This window comes from Gordonia sp. DT101, assembly GCF_049844895.1.
Classification (GTDB): Bacteria; Actinomycetota; Actinomycetes; order Mycobacteriales; family Mycobacteriaceae; genus Gordonia.
In genome coordinates this window covers 1-15,950 of the sequence record NZ_JBNCLX010000010.1, presented here as the reverse complement: position 1 = coordinate 15,950, position 15,950 = coordinate 1, and the positions used below count along the sequence as shown (strand labels likewise).

The 15,950-nt window shown below is 66.7% G+C and carries 18 protein-coding genes; 8 read left to right on the top strand and 10 right to left on the bottom strand.

The window, feature by feature from the left end; genetic code table 11:
- Nucleotides 1–8: 8 nt before the first annotated feature.
- A complete protein-coding gene (locus ACLQ3I_RS22775) occupies nt 9–1,100 on the bottom strand; it encodes an NAD(P)/FAD-dependent oxidoreductase (protein ID WP_425805021.1) in 1,092 nt (363 codons plus the stop codon).
- Nucleotides 1,101–1,228: 128 nt separating this feature from the next.
- Between ACLQ3I_RS22775 and ACLQ3I_RS22770 the strand changes: the two genes are divergently transcribed.
- Nucleotides 1,229–1,792 (top strand): type 1 glutamine amidotransferase domain-containing protein, encoded by a 564-nt coding sequence (locus ACLQ3I_RS22770; RefSeq protein WP_425794639.1) that lies wholly within the window; start codon nt 1,229–1,231, stop codon nt 1,790–1,792.
- A gap of 12 nt (nt 1,793–1,804) precedes the next feature.
- Here ACLQ3I_RS22770 and ACLQ3I_RS22765 read toward each other — a convergent pair whose 3' ends face one another.
- From ACLQ3I_RS22765 to ACLQ3I_RS22755, 3 genes are read right to left on the bottom strand one after another with little or no spacing between them, the layout of a single operon-like run.
- On the bottom strand, nt 1,805–2,290 hold the full coding sequence (locus ACLQ3I_RS22765; RefSeq protein WP_425805018.1) for a PPOX class F420-dependent oxidoreductase: 486 nt from the start codon (nt 2,288–2,290) through the stop codon (nt 1,805–1,807).
- A gap of 40 nt (nt 2,291–2,330) precedes the next feature.
- Complete coding sequence (locus ACLQ3I_RS22760) at nt 2,331–3,416, bottom strand: dihydrodipicolinate reductase (RefSeq protein ID WP_425794642.1); 1,086 nt, start codon at nt 3,414–3,416, stop codon at nt 2,331–2,333.
- A complete protein-coding gene (locus ACLQ3I_RS22755) occupies nt 3,413–4,480 on the bottom strand; it encodes a Rieske 2Fe-2S domain-containing protein (protein ID WP_425794643.1) in 1,068 nt (355 codons plus the stop codon). Before ACLQ3I_RS22755 ends, ACLQ3I_RS22760 begins: the two co-directional genes overlap by 4 nt.
- Nucleotides 4,481–4,596: 116 nt before the next feature.
- On the opposite strand from ACLQ3I_RS22755, the gene ACLQ3I_RS22750 reads away from it, so the two are divergent.
- The 5 genes from ACLQ3I_RS22750 (at nt 4,597) to ACLQ3I_RS22730 (ending at nt 8,856) form a co-directional block, all read left to right on the top strand.
- Nucleotides 4,597–5,232: a TetR/AcrR family transcriptional regulator gene (locus tag ACLQ3I_RS22750; protein WP_425794644.1), complete on the top strand. Its 636-nt coding sequence runs from the start codon at nt 4,597–4,599 to the stop codon at nt 5,230–5,232.
- A gap of 110 nt (nt 5,233–5,342) precedes the next feature.
- Entirely contained in the window at nt 5,343–5,663 is a 321-nt protein-coding gene (locus ACLQ3I_RS22745; protein WP_425794645.1) for a putative quinol monooxygenase, read from the top strand.
- A 175-nt stretch (nt 5,664–5,838) separates the two neighbouring features.
- A complete protein-coding gene (locus ACLQ3I_RS22740; protein ID WP_425794646.1) occupies nt 5,839–7,032 on the top strand; it encodes a thiolase family protein in 1,194 nt (397 codons plus the stop codon).
- Nucleotides 7,025–7,669, top strand: coding sequence for a TetR/AcrR family transcriptional regulator (locus ACLQ3I_RS22735; RefSeq protein ID WP_425794647.1), 645 nt, complete (start codon nt 7,025–7,027; stop codon nt 7,667–7,669). Before ACLQ3I_RS22740 ends, ACLQ3I_RS22735 begins: the two co-directional genes overlap by 8 nt.
- 38 nt (nt 7,670–7,707) lie before the next feature.
- On the top strand, nt 7,708–8,856 hold the full coding sequence (locus ACLQ3I_RS22730) for an acyl-CoA dehydrogenase family protein (RefSeq protein WP_425794648.1): 1,149 nt from the start codon (nt 7,708–7,710) through the stop codon (nt 8,854–8,856).
- Nucleotides 8,857–8,896: 40 nt separating this feature from the next.
- On the opposite strand, the gene ACLQ3I_RS22725 is transcribed toward ACLQ3I_RS22730, so the two are convergent.
- The 4 genes from ACLQ3I_RS22725 to ACLQ3I_RS22710 form a co-directional block, all read right to left on the bottom strand.
- Nucleotides 8,897–9,619 (bottom strand): dienelactone hydrolase family protein, encoded by a 723-nt coding sequence (locus tag ACLQ3I_RS22725; protein WP_425805130.1) that lies wholly within the window; start codon nt 9,617–9,619, stop codon nt 8,897–8,899.
- A gap of 179 nt (nt 9,620–9,798) precedes the next feature.
- The gene (locus ACLQ3I_RS22720; RefSeq protein WP_425805016.1) at nt 9,799–10,335 is read right to left on the bottom strand and encodes a nuclear transport factor 2 family protein; all 537 of its coding nucleotides are present in this window, start codon (nt 10,333–10,335) and stop codon (nt 9,799–9,801) included.
- 34 nt (nt 10,336–10,369) lie between these two features.
- Complete coding sequence (locus ACLQ3I_RS22715; RefSeq protein ID WP_425794664.1) at nt 10,370–11,221, bottom strand: LLM class F420-dependent oxidoreductase; 852 nt, start codon at nt 11,219–11,221, stop codon at nt 10,370–10,372.
- Nucleotides 11,222–11,223: 2 nt separating this feature from the next.
- Nucleotides 11,224–12,027: an SDR family NAD(P)-dependent oxidoreductase gene (locus tag ACLQ3I_RS22710; protein ID WP_425805013.1), complete on the bottom strand. Its 804-nt coding sequence runs from the start codon at nt 12,025–12,027 to the stop codon at nt 11,224–11,226.
- A 216-nt stretch (nt 12,028–12,243) separates the two neighbouring features.
- Here ACLQ3I_RS22710 and ACLQ3I_RS22705 point away from each other — a divergent pair, with 216 nt between their 5' ends.
- Nucleotides 12,244–13,395, top strand: coding sequence for a serine hydrolase domain-containing protein (locus ACLQ3I_RS22705; protein ID WP_425794651.1), 1,152 nt, complete (start codon nt 12,244–12,246; stop codon nt 13,393–13,395).
- Between the two features lie 13 nt (nt 13,396–13,408).
- On the opposite strand, the gene ACLQ3I_RS22700 is transcribed toward ACLQ3I_RS22705, so the two are convergent.
- Nucleotides 13,409–13,804 carry a YrdB family protein gene (locus tag ACLQ3I_RS22700; protein ID WP_425805011.1) on the bottom strand — a complete coding sequence of 132 codons (396 nt, stop codon included), beginning with the start codon at nt 13,802–13,804 and terminating at the stop codon, nt 13,409–13,411.
- A gap of 48 nt (nt 13,805–13,852) precedes the next feature.
- Here ACLQ3I_RS22700 and ACLQ3I_RS22695 point away from each other — a divergent pair, with 48 nt between their 5' ends.
- Complete coding sequence (locus tag ACLQ3I_RS22695; protein WP_425805009.1) at nt 13,853–14,920, top strand: alpha/beta hydrolase; 1,068 nt, start codon at nt 13,853–13,855, stop codon at nt 14,918–14,920.
- A gap of 39 nt (nt 14,921–14,959) precedes the next feature.
- Here ACLQ3I_RS22695 and ACLQ3I_RS22690 read toward each other — a convergent pair whose 3' ends face one another.
- Nucleotides 14,960–15,733, bottom strand: a complete 774-nt coding sequence (locus ACLQ3I_RS22690; RefSeq protein ID WP_425805006.1) for an IclR family transcriptional regulator — start codon at nt 15,731–15,733, stop codon at nt 14,960–14,962.
- Nucleotides 15,734–15,950 lie beyond the last annotated feature (217 nt).

Below are 15,950 nucleotides of genomic sequence, written 5' to 3'. Positions count from 1 at the left end.
CATCACCATCACTCGGCCGCGCCCAACCGATCGTCGGCGGTGAATCCCGCCGGCACCCGCCCGGCCCGTACCGCATCGGCGCCGGCCGCCCCGATCACCGGCGCGTGCTTGAACAAGTTGTGACCCGCCACGGCGAAGATCCGGCCGGCCTGCCAGATCGCCACCCCGTCGTCACCCCAGGGCAGCGCGGTGACCCAGCAATGCACGACGTCACGAGGCGTCGGGTCCATACCCGGCAGCGCCCGCTCGACGTATTCGGCTGCGGCGGAGGCCAACCGAGTGAGACGAGGCCCGTCGTCGATGGCACCGTCATCGTGTGCCTCGACGTTCTCCGACAGTCCGAGTCCGTATCCCGAACGGTCCGGGTACGCAGCCGCGTACACACCCGTGGCACCGAACGCGCCACTCCCGTCCTGCAACGTCGGCAGGCGATCCACACGCCCGCGAGTCGCGAACGACACCCGCACATGTGCGCCCAGCCGCACCGGTAGTGCCAGGCCGACACCACGAGCCAGGGCAGCAGTACCACGACCCGCACAGATGACCACCGCGCCGTGGTCACCGAGCGTGGTCGGAGCATGCACCGTGACGCCGTCTCCGCGGTGATGAAGGGAGATCACCTGTTCGGCGACGATCCGGTCTGCGAATCGCGACCGCAGCGCCTCGATCGCCGCGCGGGTGTGGATGGAGCCGCCGCCCGGATCGATCATCGCGGCACCGTCGTAGTCGGCGAGCGCCGGAAGGAGTTCGCGTAGCGCCCCTCGATCGATCGCCTCGACCGGGACACCGGCCTGCCGGAGCAAGGCCAGCCGTCGAGGCACCGCACCACCGAGGGCGATGGCGCCGTCGTCGGACACGAGCTCGGTTCCGAACTCATCCGACCAACCGCGCCACAGCTCACGTGCCCGCACCGCCAACTCGATCAGACGCGGATCGTCGTGGGCGTGGCGAAAGATTCTCGACTGCCCGGCGGACTGACCTCGCCCCGGCACCCCGGACTCGTAGATGGTGACCGAAAGGCCTTGTTCGGCAAGGTGATATGCCGTCGACAGACCGATGATCCCGGCCCCGACGACGGCGACATCGGAGGTGACGGACATGGCGCCCACGCTACGCGCCCGGTAACGGGTGGACAGCCCGGACGACCGGGGTACGGTCGGATTCAGAAGGGTCTGTCCAACAGCGCGGCAGGCGGTCGGGTCTCTCCCACGCCGAAAGGACATCGCCCATGCCCGAAGAACTCAGCCGCATCACCGTCGCATTCCTGGTCGCGCCCGAGGGCACCGAACAAGTGGAACTCACCGAGCCGTGGAAGACCGTCGAGGCGACCGGCGGAACGCCGAAACTGGTCTCGACCGCGAGCGGAACCATCCAGGCGTTCGATCACCTCGACAAGGCCGACACCTTTCCGGTCGACGCGACAACCGACACCACGAGGGCCGACGAGTACGACGCACTGGTCCTGCCCGGTGGCGTGGCCAATCCCGACTTCCTGCGCACCGTCGACAGCGCGGTGGGATTCATCAAGAGCTTCTTCGACGCCGGCAAACCCGTCGCCGCGATCTGCCACGCGCCGTGGACGCTGATCGAGGCCGACGTCGTCCGCGGCCGGACTCTCACGTCCTACCCGAGCGTGCGCACCGACGTCACCAATGCCGGCGGCACCTGGGTCGACGAGGAGGTCGTGGTGGACAAATCAGGTCCGAACACGCTGATCACCAGCCGCAAGCCCGACGACCTGCCCGCCTTCAATGCGTCACTGGTGACAGAGTTCGCCAAGGCGCGCGCGTGACGGGGCCGCCACTCACCCGTCCTGCTCGTCGAGCTTCGTCGCGACGTCGGCCGGGAACCCGCCGGTGGCCACCGGGCCCCACCGGGTGGGCGTGATCCGGATCAGTGACTTGCCCTGCAACCGCATGGCGGCGCGGTATTCGTCCCAGTCCGGGTGCTCACCGGAGATGCTGCGGAAGTAGTCGACGAGGCCGTCCTCGGCCTCCGGCATGTCGAGCACCTCGGCGTCGCCGTCCACCTGCACCCACGCGGCATTCCACTCGTCCGACAGCACGCACACGCTGACCACCGGCGTGTGCCGGACATTGGCGGCCTTCGCCCGTCCCGGATAGGTGGCGACGACGATCCGGCCCTCGTCGTCGACGCCACCGGACACCGGCGACAGCTGTGGTGTGCCGTCGCTGCGAACGGTGCTCAGCACCATCCGATGTCGCGGGCGGATGAAGTCGAGGAGAGCGGAGCGGTCGACGGAATCGGAGGTCGCAACGGTTCTGGCCATGGTTCGACCCTACGCGGGGGTGTCCCCCAGAAGATGTTTCTCAGAGCTTGAACCGCCCGGCGAATCCCCGCAACGGCATATCCGCGCTGGTGAGGATTCCCGGTCCCGCCGCCACCACGGATCTGATGGAGTTCAGCGCGGGCAGACCGGTCACTGTCATGCCGATCGACGCGAACGAGGACGGATCGGACAGATCGACGCCGGCTTTCGGGAAGATCATGTGTTTGCTGTAGATCGACGGGTCGCCGGTGATCTGGGTGATGTAGCAGCCCTTGATGTCCCACGACGGATCGGTGTAGGGGGTCATCTGCCATTCCAGATGCGACTCGACCCGCGCGACGCCGTCGACCATGCCCTGGTACTTGATGTAGCTGCCGCCCAGCGATCCCTGGGGCAGGCTGTACCAGCCGAGATCGATGTCCTTGGTGCACGCCCCGAGTTCATAGCTGAAGGTCACCTCGTCGAGTTCGAGGTCGAAGCAGTCGGCCATCAAGTACACCGAATCGGCGAAGACCTCGGTGTACTTGCGCAGCGAGTCCGGGATCGACGGATCGTCCACCGGGCGTCCGTATCCGACCGCCTTCCATGTGTCGACCGAGTGGTGACACGAGACGTCGACCGACTCGGTGACCGTGACGTTCTCGATGTCGGCGACGTCCATCGATCCCACGATGCCCAACACCTGGCACGCGCCCGGATTCATGCCGGTCCCGTAGAACGTGGAACCGCCCTTCTGACAAGCCTCTTCGAGGATCTCGGTGGTCTTGCGGCCACTCGGGTGCGGATGGTTGGTGTTGCGGTGGAAGCCGGTGATCCAGTCCGCCGTGGTGACGATGTCGATACCGGCCTCGAGCACCCGTACATAGAGATCCTCGTCGGGAAACACACCGTGGAAGGTCAGCACATCGGGCTTCGCGGCGATGATCTCGTCGACCGATCCCGTCGCGATCACCCCGACCGGGTCGAGCCCGACGATCTCGCCGGCGTCGCGCCCGATCTTGTCCGCTGTGTAGCAATGCAATCCGACCAGTTCGAGATCCGGGTGATTCTGAATCCTGCCGATCATCTCGGTGCCCAGATTTCCGGTGGCCACCTGGAATACGCGGATCGTGTCGGGGGTACTCATCTGCTAATGCCTTCCTGTCGTGATGAAGACGCCGCGCGGACGGCGCCACTCTCGGGCCGTACGGGGTCGGGGCCGGCGGGTCCGCCGTCGGGGTAGAACTGTCCGGCCCACTCACGCAGCGCAGTGAAGCCTTGATACTCCTTGCGCGACAACGCCGGCGGGTCCGAGTAACGCTGGTGCGACCAGATGTGGACGTCGGCGGCGAACTGCTCGATGACGAAGTCGGCCATCGTCTTGCCGTACTCGGTCATCGGCCCGTCCTCATCGCCAGGCCTGCGGCCGATCCACACGGTGAACCGGATGTCCGAGGTGTACTCGTCAACCGGTGTCACCGCCGGCATGGTGCGGTTGTCGACCATGCCCCAGCTCTTGGTGACCGAGCAGCCGAGGCCGGCGTTGATCGATTCCACTCCACTGGTGGCGTTCTCGAGCGTGGCACCCTCGTCGAACGCGATGGTGAAGTCGACATAGGACACCGGCCCGGAGAAGTCGTGCCGGGTGAACTCCGGCATGAACGGCGTCTTGTGCACGAACTTGAAGTGCGCGAAGTCGACCCCGTTCTCCATCACGTACTGCGGGTGCATCTCGAGCCCCTCGCGGAGCAACGTCGCACCCGGCACCGGCGGGTAGTAATCCGCCGCCGTCCGCCCGTCGCCGAAGTCCGCGAAGATGTCCGGCACCTCGAAATACGGTGCGCCACCGTCGACGTCGTACCAGATCCACACGGCCTCGTTCCGCTCGACGGTGGGATAGCTGCGGATCCGTCGGCCCTTGTTGGGGCGGTTCTCGTACGGGATGCACACATTTCGACCCTCGCCGTTCCATTCCCACCCGTGGAACGGGCACACGAGGTTCTCACCCTCGACGTGGCCGCCGAAGCCCAGGTGGGCGCCGAGGTGTTCGCAGTAGGCGTCGAACACCGACACCACTCCGGACGCGGAACGCCAGGCGACCATCTCCCTGCCGAAGTACTTCATCGTGCGCACGTCGCGTTCGGTGATCTCCGCCGACCACGCAACCTGGAACCATCCCGTCGGCTCCATGGAGAGGGGCGGTTTCGCCATGTCGATCGTCCTTTCCAGCACGCCGAGGTCTGGGCATCCAAAATGGTAGTGGGTTCTACGAAAGAATGACAGGGGGTTCTACGAAAACATCGCGGACCCGGCTAGGATCGGCAGGCATGACCACCCGAGCGGGCGTCAGCGGCCGACGGACCAACCGCCGTGGCGTCGCCACCCGTCAGGCAATGCTCGACGCCGCGCTGAGATCTCTGGCGTCTGGCGGTCCCGGCTCGGTGTCCGCCAATCGCATCGCGAAGGACATCGGCGCCACCTGGGGCACCGTCAAGTACCAGTTCGGTGATGTCGACGGACTGTGGGCGGCCGTCCTGCAACGCAGCGCGGAACGACGTGGAGAACTCCCGTATCGCGAGAACAACACGGCGCCGCTGCCCCGACGTGTCGCGGAGATCGTCGAGATGCTGTTCGTCGGCCTGACGACGTCGGTCGACGCGCGCGCGCTCGAGAATCTGCGGGCAGCTCTGCCCCGCGATCATGCGGAGCTCGAACGTCTCTACCCGAACACCGCCGCCGAGCTCGCCTCGTGGAAGGAGAGCTGGGCGCGGTCCTGCCAGAAGGCGTTCGCGGACCTTGACGTCGACCCGGTCCGGGTCCGCGAGGTCGCCGCGTTCATCCCGGGCGCGCTGCGTGGCATGGTCTCCGAGGCGCAGCTCGGTACGTACTCGGATCTCGACGAGGCACGTCGCGGTCTCACCAACGCAATCGTCGCGTACCTCGAGCAGCCACGGAAGGACTGAAAACCTACTGTGGACAGGAGTTTTGGGGGAACTCCCCATCAGCACCGGCCGATGCCCTAACGTCGGACGGTGATCATCACCATCAAGATCTACCCAAGGAGCCGTCTCGCATGTCGCCAGTGATCGTCGTCGCCACCATCTCCCCCAAACCCGGTGAGGAGGCCGCCGTCAAGGATGCCGTTCTCGCCGCGATCCCCAAGGTCCACGCGGAACCCGGGTGCATGAAGTACTCGCTGAACGAGGCCACCGGCGACTCGACGGACCTGGTGATGATCGAGAAGTGGGAGTCGATGGACGCGCTGGCCACCCACGGCGGCGCACCTGCCCTCACCGAACTCGGTGCCGCGATCGGCAACCTGCTCGCCGGCCCGCTCGACGTGAAGACATTCACGGCGGTACCCGCCGGGGACGCAGACCGCGGCGCGGTCTAGCCCGAACGGTCTAGCCGTCTGACCACGCGAACGGAACCCGCGGAGGTATTGATTCCGCGGGTTCCGCCGTGCTAGACACGTAGAACGAGCGTTAGATCGGCGCCCTTCACCCTGTCTCGGCGCCGCGTGCATATCCGTGCATATCCGTGCATATCCGTATCCGGGAGGAACCCTCATGCCTGAAGCCGTCATCGTCGACGTCGTCCGCCTCGCCTCCGGAAAGGGTAAGCCGGGAGGCGCACTCTCCGAGACCCAGCCGGTGGAGCTGCTCGCCCACGTCCTCCGCACCCTCGTCGAGCGCAACGACATCGATCCGGCGCTGGTCGACGACGTCATCGGCGGCTGCGTCGGACAGGCCGGCGAGCAGGCCCTCAACATCTCCCGCACCGCGCTGCTGTCGGCGGGCTTCCCGGAGTCCGTGCCGGCCACCACCGTCGACCGCCAGTGCGGCTCCAGCCAGCAGGCCGCCCACTTCGCCGCACAGGGCGTCATCGCGGGCGCCTACGACGTGGTGATCGCGGCAGGCGTGGAATCGATGAGCCGGGTCCCGATGGGCTTCACCGTCGCCGGTCAGAACCCGTACGGCCCCAGCATCGCGGCCCGCTACCCCGACGGCCTGGTCGGACAGGGCATCTCCGCCGAGCTCGTCGCCGCCAAGTGGAAGTTCGACCGCGACGCCCTCGACGCCTTCGCGGCCGAGTCGCACCGCCGCGCGGCGCAGGCCGCGGCCGACGGTTTCTTCGATCGGGAGATCATTCCCATCGACGTCACCAACGCCGATGGTGAGACGTCCACCCACACCGTCGACGAAACCGTCCGTGCGTCCACCACTTCCGAGAAGCTGTCCGGACTCAAGTCGTCGTTCTACTCCGAGGAGTACGCGCAGCGATTCCCGGAGATCAACTGGCACATCACGCCGGGCAACTCGTCGCCGCTCACCGACGGCGCGTCCGCCGCGCTCATCATGAGTGACACGATGGCGTCCAAACTCGGCCTCACCCCACGGGCCCGGTTCCACTCGTTTTCCCTCGCGGGCGACGACCCGGTCTTCATGCTCACCGCACCCATCCCGGCGACCCGCAAGATCCTCGAACGGTCCGGTCTGTCTATCGACGACCTGGATGCCTACGAGGTCAACGAGGCCTTCGCGTCGGTGCCGCTCGCATGGGCACAGGAGTTCGGCGCGGACCCGGCCAAGCTGAACGCGCGCGGCGGGGCGATCGCCCTCGGCCATGCACTCGGATCGTCGGGCACCCGCCTACTCAGCACGCTCGTCAATCACCTCGAGGCGACCGGCGGCCGCTACGGACTACAGACGATGTGTGAAGGTGCAGGCATGGCGAATGCCACGATCATCGAACGTGTCTGAGACCTCGCCCGCGACCGGGGTGAACCCTGGGGATTGGCGCCAGATCGAGCCCATCGCCTTCCCGGTCACACTCGCGGCGGCGAAGGACGCCTTTCACGATCGGGGCTTCCACGGCACGTCGATCCGCGACATCGCGGCTCGCGCCGGGGTCTCGCTGCCCACTCTCTATTACCACCACGAGAACAAGCAGGGCATCCTGGTCGCGCTCCTCGAAGCGGGCATGAGTTCGGTCCTCGGCCGGGTCCGCGCAGCGATCAGCGACGCCGGCACGCCGCCCGAACAACTGTCGAATGCGGTCGAGGCCATCGTGCTGCACATGACGGCCGACCTCGAACTGGCAAGTGTCGCTCGCGAACTCCGGTATCTGGACCACGACAACCCCCACCGGCAGCACTATGTCGGGATGCGCACCGAGGTGGAAGATCTCCTCGAGGGCATCCTGCGACGAGGCATCGACTCGGGCGACTTCCAGGTCGCGGGAGACATCAAGGAGTCGCTCCGCTATCTGCTCGGCGCCTGCCAGGAGGTCACCACCTGGTACCACCCGTCCGGCACCCGATCACCCGCGGAGGTGGCGGCCTCCTATGCCGCGACCTCACTGCGCGCCGTCGGTGCCCGGCCGACCACCAACCCCTGACCATCACCCGAACCACACCGAGGAGTTGAGGTAACACCATGAAACGCACCGTCTTCGAGTCCGAACACGAGCAGTTGCGGGCGACCGCACGTGAGTTCCTGGCCCGTGAATGCGCCCCCAACGTGGAGAAGTGGGAGGCCAACGGACAGATCGATCGTGAGGTCTACAAGAAGGCCGGCGACGCCGGACTGCTCGGCTTCAACATTCCGGAGGAGTTCGGCGGCGGCGGCACCGACGACTTCCGGTTCAATGCCGTGGTGGTCGAGGAGTTCGCCCGCTTCGGCGGTGCCGCACCCGGATTGAGCCTGCAGAACGACGTCCTCGTCCCATACTTCCTGAACCTGGCCGACGACGAGCAGCGGAAGCGGTGGATGCCGGGGATCGCCACCGGCGAAACCATTCTCGCGGTGGCGATGACCGAGCCCGGTGCCGGCAGCGACCTCGCCGGGATCAAGACGTCGGCGAAGCGCGACGGCGACCACTACATCCTGAACGGCAACAAGACCTTCATCTCGGCAGGTATCAACTCCGACCTTGTCGTCGTGGTCTGCCGGACGAACGCCGATCCCGCCGCAGGCCACAAGGCGTTCTCGCTGCTCGTCGTCGAGCGCGGCATGGAAGGCTTCGAGCGCGGACGCAAGCTCGACAAGATGGGCCTCAGGGCCCAGGACACGGCCGAACTGCACTTCAACGATGTACGCGTGCCCGTCGAGAACCTCCTGGGCAAAGAGGGCCGGGGTTTCTATCATCTGATGGCGAATCTGCCGTCGGAGCGACTCTCCATCGGCCTCGGTGCGATCGCCGGCGCCCGTGCGGTCTTCGACGAGACCCTCCAGTACGTCAAGGACCGCAAGGCTTTCGGGCAACCGATCGGCTCCTTCCAGCACAATCGCTTCACCCTGGCCGAGATGTCCACCGAGCTCGACATCGCCGAGCAGTACATCGATCGCTGCCTGCGCGCGGTGGTCGACGGCGAGCTGACCGCCGTGGATGCCGCCAAGAACAAGTGGTGGTGCACCGAGCTGGCCAAGAAGGTCATCGACCAGTGCCTGCAGCTGCACGGCGGCTACGGCTACATGAACGAGTACCGGGTTGCCCGGGCCTACACCGACTCCCGCATCCAGACCATCTTCGGTGGGACGACGGAGATCATGAAGGACCTCATCGGCCGCGACATGGGACTGTAGGCACCCCGACCGGCACTCCAGGTCACTCCCGGGCCGGCGCTCATGTCAGGTGCCGGACGAAGAACCTGGCTGCGTCGTCTCCCGCGTACTGCGGGACGCCCGTGTGCCCGCCCATGTTGGCCTGCAGGGTCTTCTCCTGGGAGCCGAAGGCGTCGAACAGATCGAGTGCCAGTTGCCGGTCGTTTCCTTCGTCGTCCCACTGCAGCAGGACGTGCAGCGGAATCGTGATCTGACGGGCTTCGTCGATCATGGCGCGGGGGACGAAGCTCCCGGCGAAGAGGCCGGCAGCGGCGATCCGAGGTTCGACCACCGCCAGCCGGACACCGATCGCGATCACCCCACCCGAGTACCCGACCGGGCCGCGGATCTCCGGCAGTGAGAGCAGTTCGTCCAGGGCGGACTGCCATTCCGGGACCGCCGTCTCGACGAGCGGGAGCACGAGTCGGTCGACGATCTCGTCGACCGACTCCCCGGTCGCCAGCGCCCGGCGCAGGTCGGCGCGGGCCTGCTCGGCGTCGGCCGATCGAGGCCGGTCACCGCTGCCGGGAAGCTCGATGGTGGCCGCGGCGAAGCCGTTCGCCACCGAACTCCGGGCGCGGCCCGCCAAACGCGGGTACATCTTTCGCAATCCGCCGGGGTGGCCGAGCAGGATCAGCGGCGCTGGTGACGTCGTGGGTGTCCACAGGATGCCGGGGACCTCGCCCAGGGTGAATTCGCGCTCGAGAGTGCCGTCGTCGAGGCGCTTTTCGGAAGTGAAGTGCAAGTGCATGGTCGTGCCTTTCGGGAGTGCTCGTTGAACGGCACTCCTCAGGCGACCTATCGCCCGACCGTGACCCCGGAGAGGAGCACCCACGTCGATACGTTCACGGGTGATCACCTCCTCAGTTCTCTCGCACGGACCTCGGGAGAATAGCAGTGGGCGTCACGCCTACGCCACCGGATTCACGGATGTTCACCCCGGACTCCTGCACCGAGCAGCAGGTGGGCACGCTCCTGCCCGTCGAGTGCGCGGCTCGTCCGGCACCCGATCTTCCAGCCGTCGGCGGTCCGGTCGAGGGTGAAATGGTTGGCCGTCGCACGGTGGACCACAAAGCCGTGGTCCTGGTGCCGGATGAGCAGCGAATGGCACACCGCCACAGCACTGTTCCCGTCGACGTGGACGCGCACCGGGCCGAGGACATGGGCACATCCTTCGGCGATCAGTGCCTGATGGGGACGCGATCGCACCATCGCGGCGATGTCGTCGCGACCCGTCATCGACAGGCCGTCGACGTCATAGGAGCCGTGTCGGTCCCAGAGTTGCGCGACGTTCTCGGCGTCACCGTCGTCGACCAGCGGGCCGTACGAGGCGATCAGCTGCGCGATCTCCTCGGAATCCTCCAGTCGGCGCACCCGTGCCTCGAGTGCTGCCAGCCGGTCGTCCACAGCTCGATCTTCCACCGCTCGATCTTCCACGGCGATCTCCGTCCTGTCACTCACTCGAACCTGTCACTCGAATCCACGTGCCGACAACTCAATTCGTCCCGAACAACTCGGCCGTCGCCTCGAGCTGTTCGAGGTGGTGGTCGGTCGACGATGCCCGGATCGTCACGTCCACGATCGTCGCACCCGCTTCGACCGTGCGCGCCACGGCATCGCGCGCGGCCTCCGGCTCGGCGGTCGGATCGATCGAGCCGGCCGCCAGCACCACCTCGAAACCATCGGGGCGGTCCACGTCGCCGAGCATCTCACGCAACCTGTGGCGGCCGAGCCCGAACGGCACCCAGCCGTCGCCGAGTTCCACGGCCCGGCGCAACGACCTCACGGTTCGCCCGCCGATCCAGATCGGCACACGCGGCGCAACGGCGGCCGGCCGGACCACGACGTCGGCGAAATCATAGTGCGCACCATGGTATTCCGGACGTTCCGAGGAAAGAGCCGCCCGCAATGCACGCAGTGCGTCGTCGGCACGGGCACCGCGATCGTCGAACGACGCACCGAGCAGCTCGAACTCCTGCTCGAGTGAGCCGACCCCGACTCCCAGGACCAGCCTCCCGCCGCTGATCGCGTCGAGGGTTCCGTACCGCTTCGCGATCTCCAACGGGTGGTGGTACCCCAGCACGAGTACCTGTGTCGCCAGCCGAATCCGTTCGGTGCGGGCGGCCAGGAAACCGAAGGTGGCCAGCGGATCCCAGTAGGTGCCACCTCGCTCGTCGGCCACCGCGACGGGGACGGCCACGTGCTCACTGCACGTGAGGTGATCGAAGCCGAGACGATCGGCGGTAGCAGCGATCCGCGCGAGGTCTCCGATCCCCGCCTCCGTCTCCCAGTCCGAGTGCGCACCGGGGAACTGCGTCACGATGGGACTGTTGAGACCGATCCGCACCATCAGCGGCCCGACCGCTCACGCGGCAGCATCTGCCGCATCGCCTCGTCGGCACCGAGCACCAGAGCGGCACGGTCCGTGCCGTTACGCTTCTCGACGGCCCGTCCGTTACCGCCCGCGATCCACACCGGACCATCGGTCAGATGTGCCAGACCCTCGGCCGCGACATCGTCCGGTTCGGCCACCCGCATGCCCGGGATGTCGAAGTCGAGTCCGGCACGTTGCATCGCGGGTGTCCGGGTGACCCCGAGAATCAGCTCCAGGACGTCGATCCCGTAACCGCGGAGCTCCAGCCACAGCGACTCGGCGAAGATGCGCCCGAATGCCTTCACGCCGCCGTAGATGCTCTGCTCGCGTGAGCCCAGATAGCCACTCATCGAGCCCACCAGGATGATGCCGCCGCGTCCGGTATCGCGCATCCGCCGGCCGAACCGATGGACCAGCGCCAGCTGACCGGTGACGTTCAGGTCCAGAACCGAACGGAAGCCGTCGAGCTCACCATCGAGAAATGCCCGGCCGTAACTGTTCGCGCCGGCGTTGTAGATCAACAGGCCGACGTCGATATCGTCGGTCGCCGACGCGATCTCCTCGATCGACGACGGCTGGGTCAGATCAGCCGTGAGGGTGCGGACCTCGACTCCGCGCCCGCGCATCTCGGTCGCAGTGTCCTCGAGCGGTCCGGGCTTACGGGCGATGAGGACCAGATTCACGCCGGCGTCGGCGAGCTGCCGGGCGAATCCGGCGCCGACGCCCTCGGACCCGCCGGCAATCACCGCCCAGGGCCCATATCGGTCCACGTCGATCATTTGCGACCTCCTCATGTCCGGCGCCGGCGTCCGCAGCAGTGTCCGACGGCGGCTTCCCGGGATGACGGTACCGCCACCAAACAAATGCTTGGTCGGGACGTTACCGGACCGACGTGTGGCCCCGCGCCTGTCTCGCGATCCGACACCACAGACCGACCCACGGTTCTACAGTCAGTGCAGGTGTGGCGCCCCGCCACCACCGGCGAGGAGGCCGCCATGTCCGACACCGTCGAGGTCCACGGACACACGGATCCACGCTTCGACCGGGTGCGCGACGAGCTCGCCGCCCAACTCGCCGCAGGCGAGGAGGTGGGGGCAGCCATCGCGGTCGACATCGACGGCGACGTCGTCGTCGACATCTGGGGCGGCCACCGCGACGCCGCGCAGACCCTGCCGTGGGAACGCAACACGATCGTGAACGTGTGGTCGACGACGAAGGAGATCACCGCGCTGTCGGTGCTGATTCTCGTCGAGCGTGGGCTCGTCGACCTGCACGCCCCGGTCGCCACGTACTGGCCCGAATTCGCGCAGAACGGGAAGGAGTCCATCGAGGTGCGCCACATCATGGCGCACACCTCCGGCGTCTCCGGCTGGGAGAAGCCATTTGCCGTCGCCGACATGTACGCCTGGGACACTGCGATCGAACATCTCGCGCGCCAGGCCCCGTGGTGGGAGCCGGGTACGGCGTCGGGCTATCACGCACAGGACTACGGACACCTGCTCGGGGAGATCGTGCGACGGGTGACCGGCAAACATCTCAAGCAGTTCGTGGCCGACGAGATCGCCGGACCGCTCGGGGCCGACCTCCAGATCGGTGCCACCCCGGCCGACGACGATCGGATTGCCGAGATCATCCCGCCACCACCGTTGGAGATCGATGTCGCTTCGCTACCGACCGATTCCCCGATGTTCAAGACGTTCACCGGTCCGGCCGCGGAGGCGAGCGCCGCCAACACGATCCCGTGGCGCCGTGCGGACATGGGCGCCCTGAACGGTCACACCAACGCCCGCGCCCTGGTGCGCGTGATGTCGACGATCTCGCGCGGCGGAACCGTCGACGGTGTCAACCTGTTGTCGGACAAGACCATCGACCAGATCTTCGACGAACAGGCACGCGGCGTCGATCTCGTGCTCGGCGTGCCGTTGCGCTGGGGTATCGGCTTTGGGCTGCCCGAGCCCGCGACGTTGTCGTACCTTCCCGATGAGCGGATCTGCTTCTGGGGTGGTTGGGGTGGATCGATGACGGTGATGTTCCCCCTGCAGAAGATGACGGTCTCGTACGTGATGAACAAGATGGCACCGGGCATCATCGGGTCGGATCGTTCGGAGGCCTACGCGCGGGCGATCCTGGCGGCTGCCGGCGGCTGACCGCGACGTGGGGTCAGCCCCGCGGAGATCCGTCCTGCCCGATGTTGTGACGGTGGAACAACGGCTCGGAAACAGCCGCCACCCCGACGAAGATCAGCGCCGCGACGGGGGCCGCGCGATAGAGCGCGTATGCCGCGGCCAGGTAAATGACGGCCTTGGCCAGGTAATATGGCACCGGACGGAATCGACGCGGGGCCTTCGGTGCCATGAAGAGTGACCAGAAGGTGATCACGGCGACCAACAGGACCACTGTGACGACCCAGCCGAGTACGCCGGTCCCGCACCACGCCAGACCGAGCGACGCGAACGCCCCCAGGGCAACCAGCTCGATCAGGAACACGACCAATGCCGCCAGGTAGTACACGCTTTCGCCCTCCCGCGCATGCTGTGCCGCCGGACACGACGACATCCCACGTAGGATCGCACGACGTGACTGACTCGACGGTGGAACACACGCATGTTTGACGGCGTCCGCACCCTGTACCGGTTGACCCGCGGTGAACGCGTCGTCGACGATCAACCGACCCCGCACACACTCCTCGCCGACGGTCCGCATCGACGGCTGGTGCGATACGGGTCCGACGCCGACCTCGCCGCGGCGCGATCGGCCGGCCGACTGCCCGTGCTTCTCGTGCCACCACTGGCCGTCCCGGCCCGCTGCTACGACCTCGCCCCGGATATGTCGCTGGTCTCCTTCCTACTCTCCACCGGTCGCGTGCCCTATCTGGTCGACTTCGGCGAGATGCACTATGCCGACCGGCATCTCGGCTTCGCGGATTTCTTCGACGACATCGTGCCCGACGCGATCGGACAGGTGATCGCCGACTTCGCGGCGGAGACCGGTCAGGTCGACCTCGCGGCCTGGAGCCTCGGAGGCACAGTGGCGTTCCTGACCGTCGGCGCTCACCCCGAGTTGCCGGTGCGATCGATCACCGCCATCGGCACACCACTGAATTACTCTCTGGTGCAGCCCTATCCGCTGGTGAAGCGGATCATCCGGCCGATCGGTCCGGCGCCGGTCACGTACACGCTGAAGGCGATGGGTGGCATCCCGGCGCCGCTGGTCCGCGTCGCCTATCGGGCGACCGCATGGGAACGGGAGATCAAGAAGCCCGGCTATATTGTGCGAAACGCAGACAACACCGAGGCTCTGGCCCGGATGCAGGTCATCGACTGGTTCCAGGACGCGCTGCCGGGTTACCCCGGAAAACTGGCCGAACAGATGTGGGAGAATCTGGTCTATCGGGATGAACTCGCCTGTGGTGTACTCGATTTCGATGGCAGACAGGTCGACCTGACCTCTGTGGGAACACCGATCCAGTTGTTCGGCAGTCATCGCGACGCGATCGTCAGCTGGGCCGCCGCGCGGCACGGCGTGGAGATCTTCGCCGATTCCCCAGAGGTCCACTTCACCACTGTCGAGACCAGCCACCTCGGACTGATCGCGGGCAGCGACGCCGCGACATACACATGGCCGCGGATCGACGCGTTCCTCGGCGCACTGGACGACAGAGACGGGGCGTAGGCCGGTCGCCCGTTGTTCCCGAACTCGACGAAGTCATGCTCAAGTGCGGTCCTCGGCCGGCACCACCCCGTGCAGCGTGCGGCCCACACCTTGGGCGGCCACCTGTGCCGCAGCCACCAGACTGGCCCGATTGCGCCCCAGCGACGGGACCACCACACCCAGGGCGGCGACCACGTCCTCGCCGTTGCGCACCGGAACCGCGATCGAACAGGCGCCGAGCGTCATCTCCTCGGAGGTTGTCGCGTATCCCTGTTGCCGGATCTGGCGGAGCTGTCGGTCGAGCATACCCGGGGCGACGATGGTGTGACGGGTCATCGGCCGGAGGTCGGCCATCGCGGCCCGCCGGATCTCGTCGGGAGCGTGCGCCAGCAGAACTTTCCCGACACCGGTGGAGTGCAGTGGCAGTCGACTGCCGACGCGACTGACGACCGGGACCGATGCGCGGCCCGACAGTCGATCCAGATAGAGCACCTGAATCCCATCGCGGACAGCGAGGTGAACCGTCGCAAAGGTGGCGGCATAGAGGTCCTGCAAGAATGGCGCGGCCACCTCCCGGATACCGGACTGGATCGGCGCGAGCAGACCCAGATCCCACAACCGTCGGCCGACGACGAACCGGCTGTCGGGTCGACGGGTGAGCGCCCCCCAGGTCTCGAGTTCACGGACCAACCGGTGCACAGTCGGTACGGGCAGCTGAGCCCGCTCGGCGATCTCGGTCAGGGTGAGTGCACGGTGGAATCGGTCGAACGCCCCCAGCACTGTGAGTAGGCGCGCCGCGACCGACTGCCCCGGGGTGCCCGTGTTGCCTGCCATCACCACCATCCGATCTTTCACTCAGTGGAATTGAGTGTATTCCCCGATGTGTTTCCCGGGACCTCGACGAGGTTTACCCGCTCGTATGCTGGATTCATCCCGCCGAGGGAGTCAGAGCGCTCTGAACTGCATCGATCATTCTTGTCGGTGCGGTGTAATAGGTTGGTTGTCAGCGGAATCGAAGTGTTGATGTCGGATCAGCCCTGACGGGCGGGTC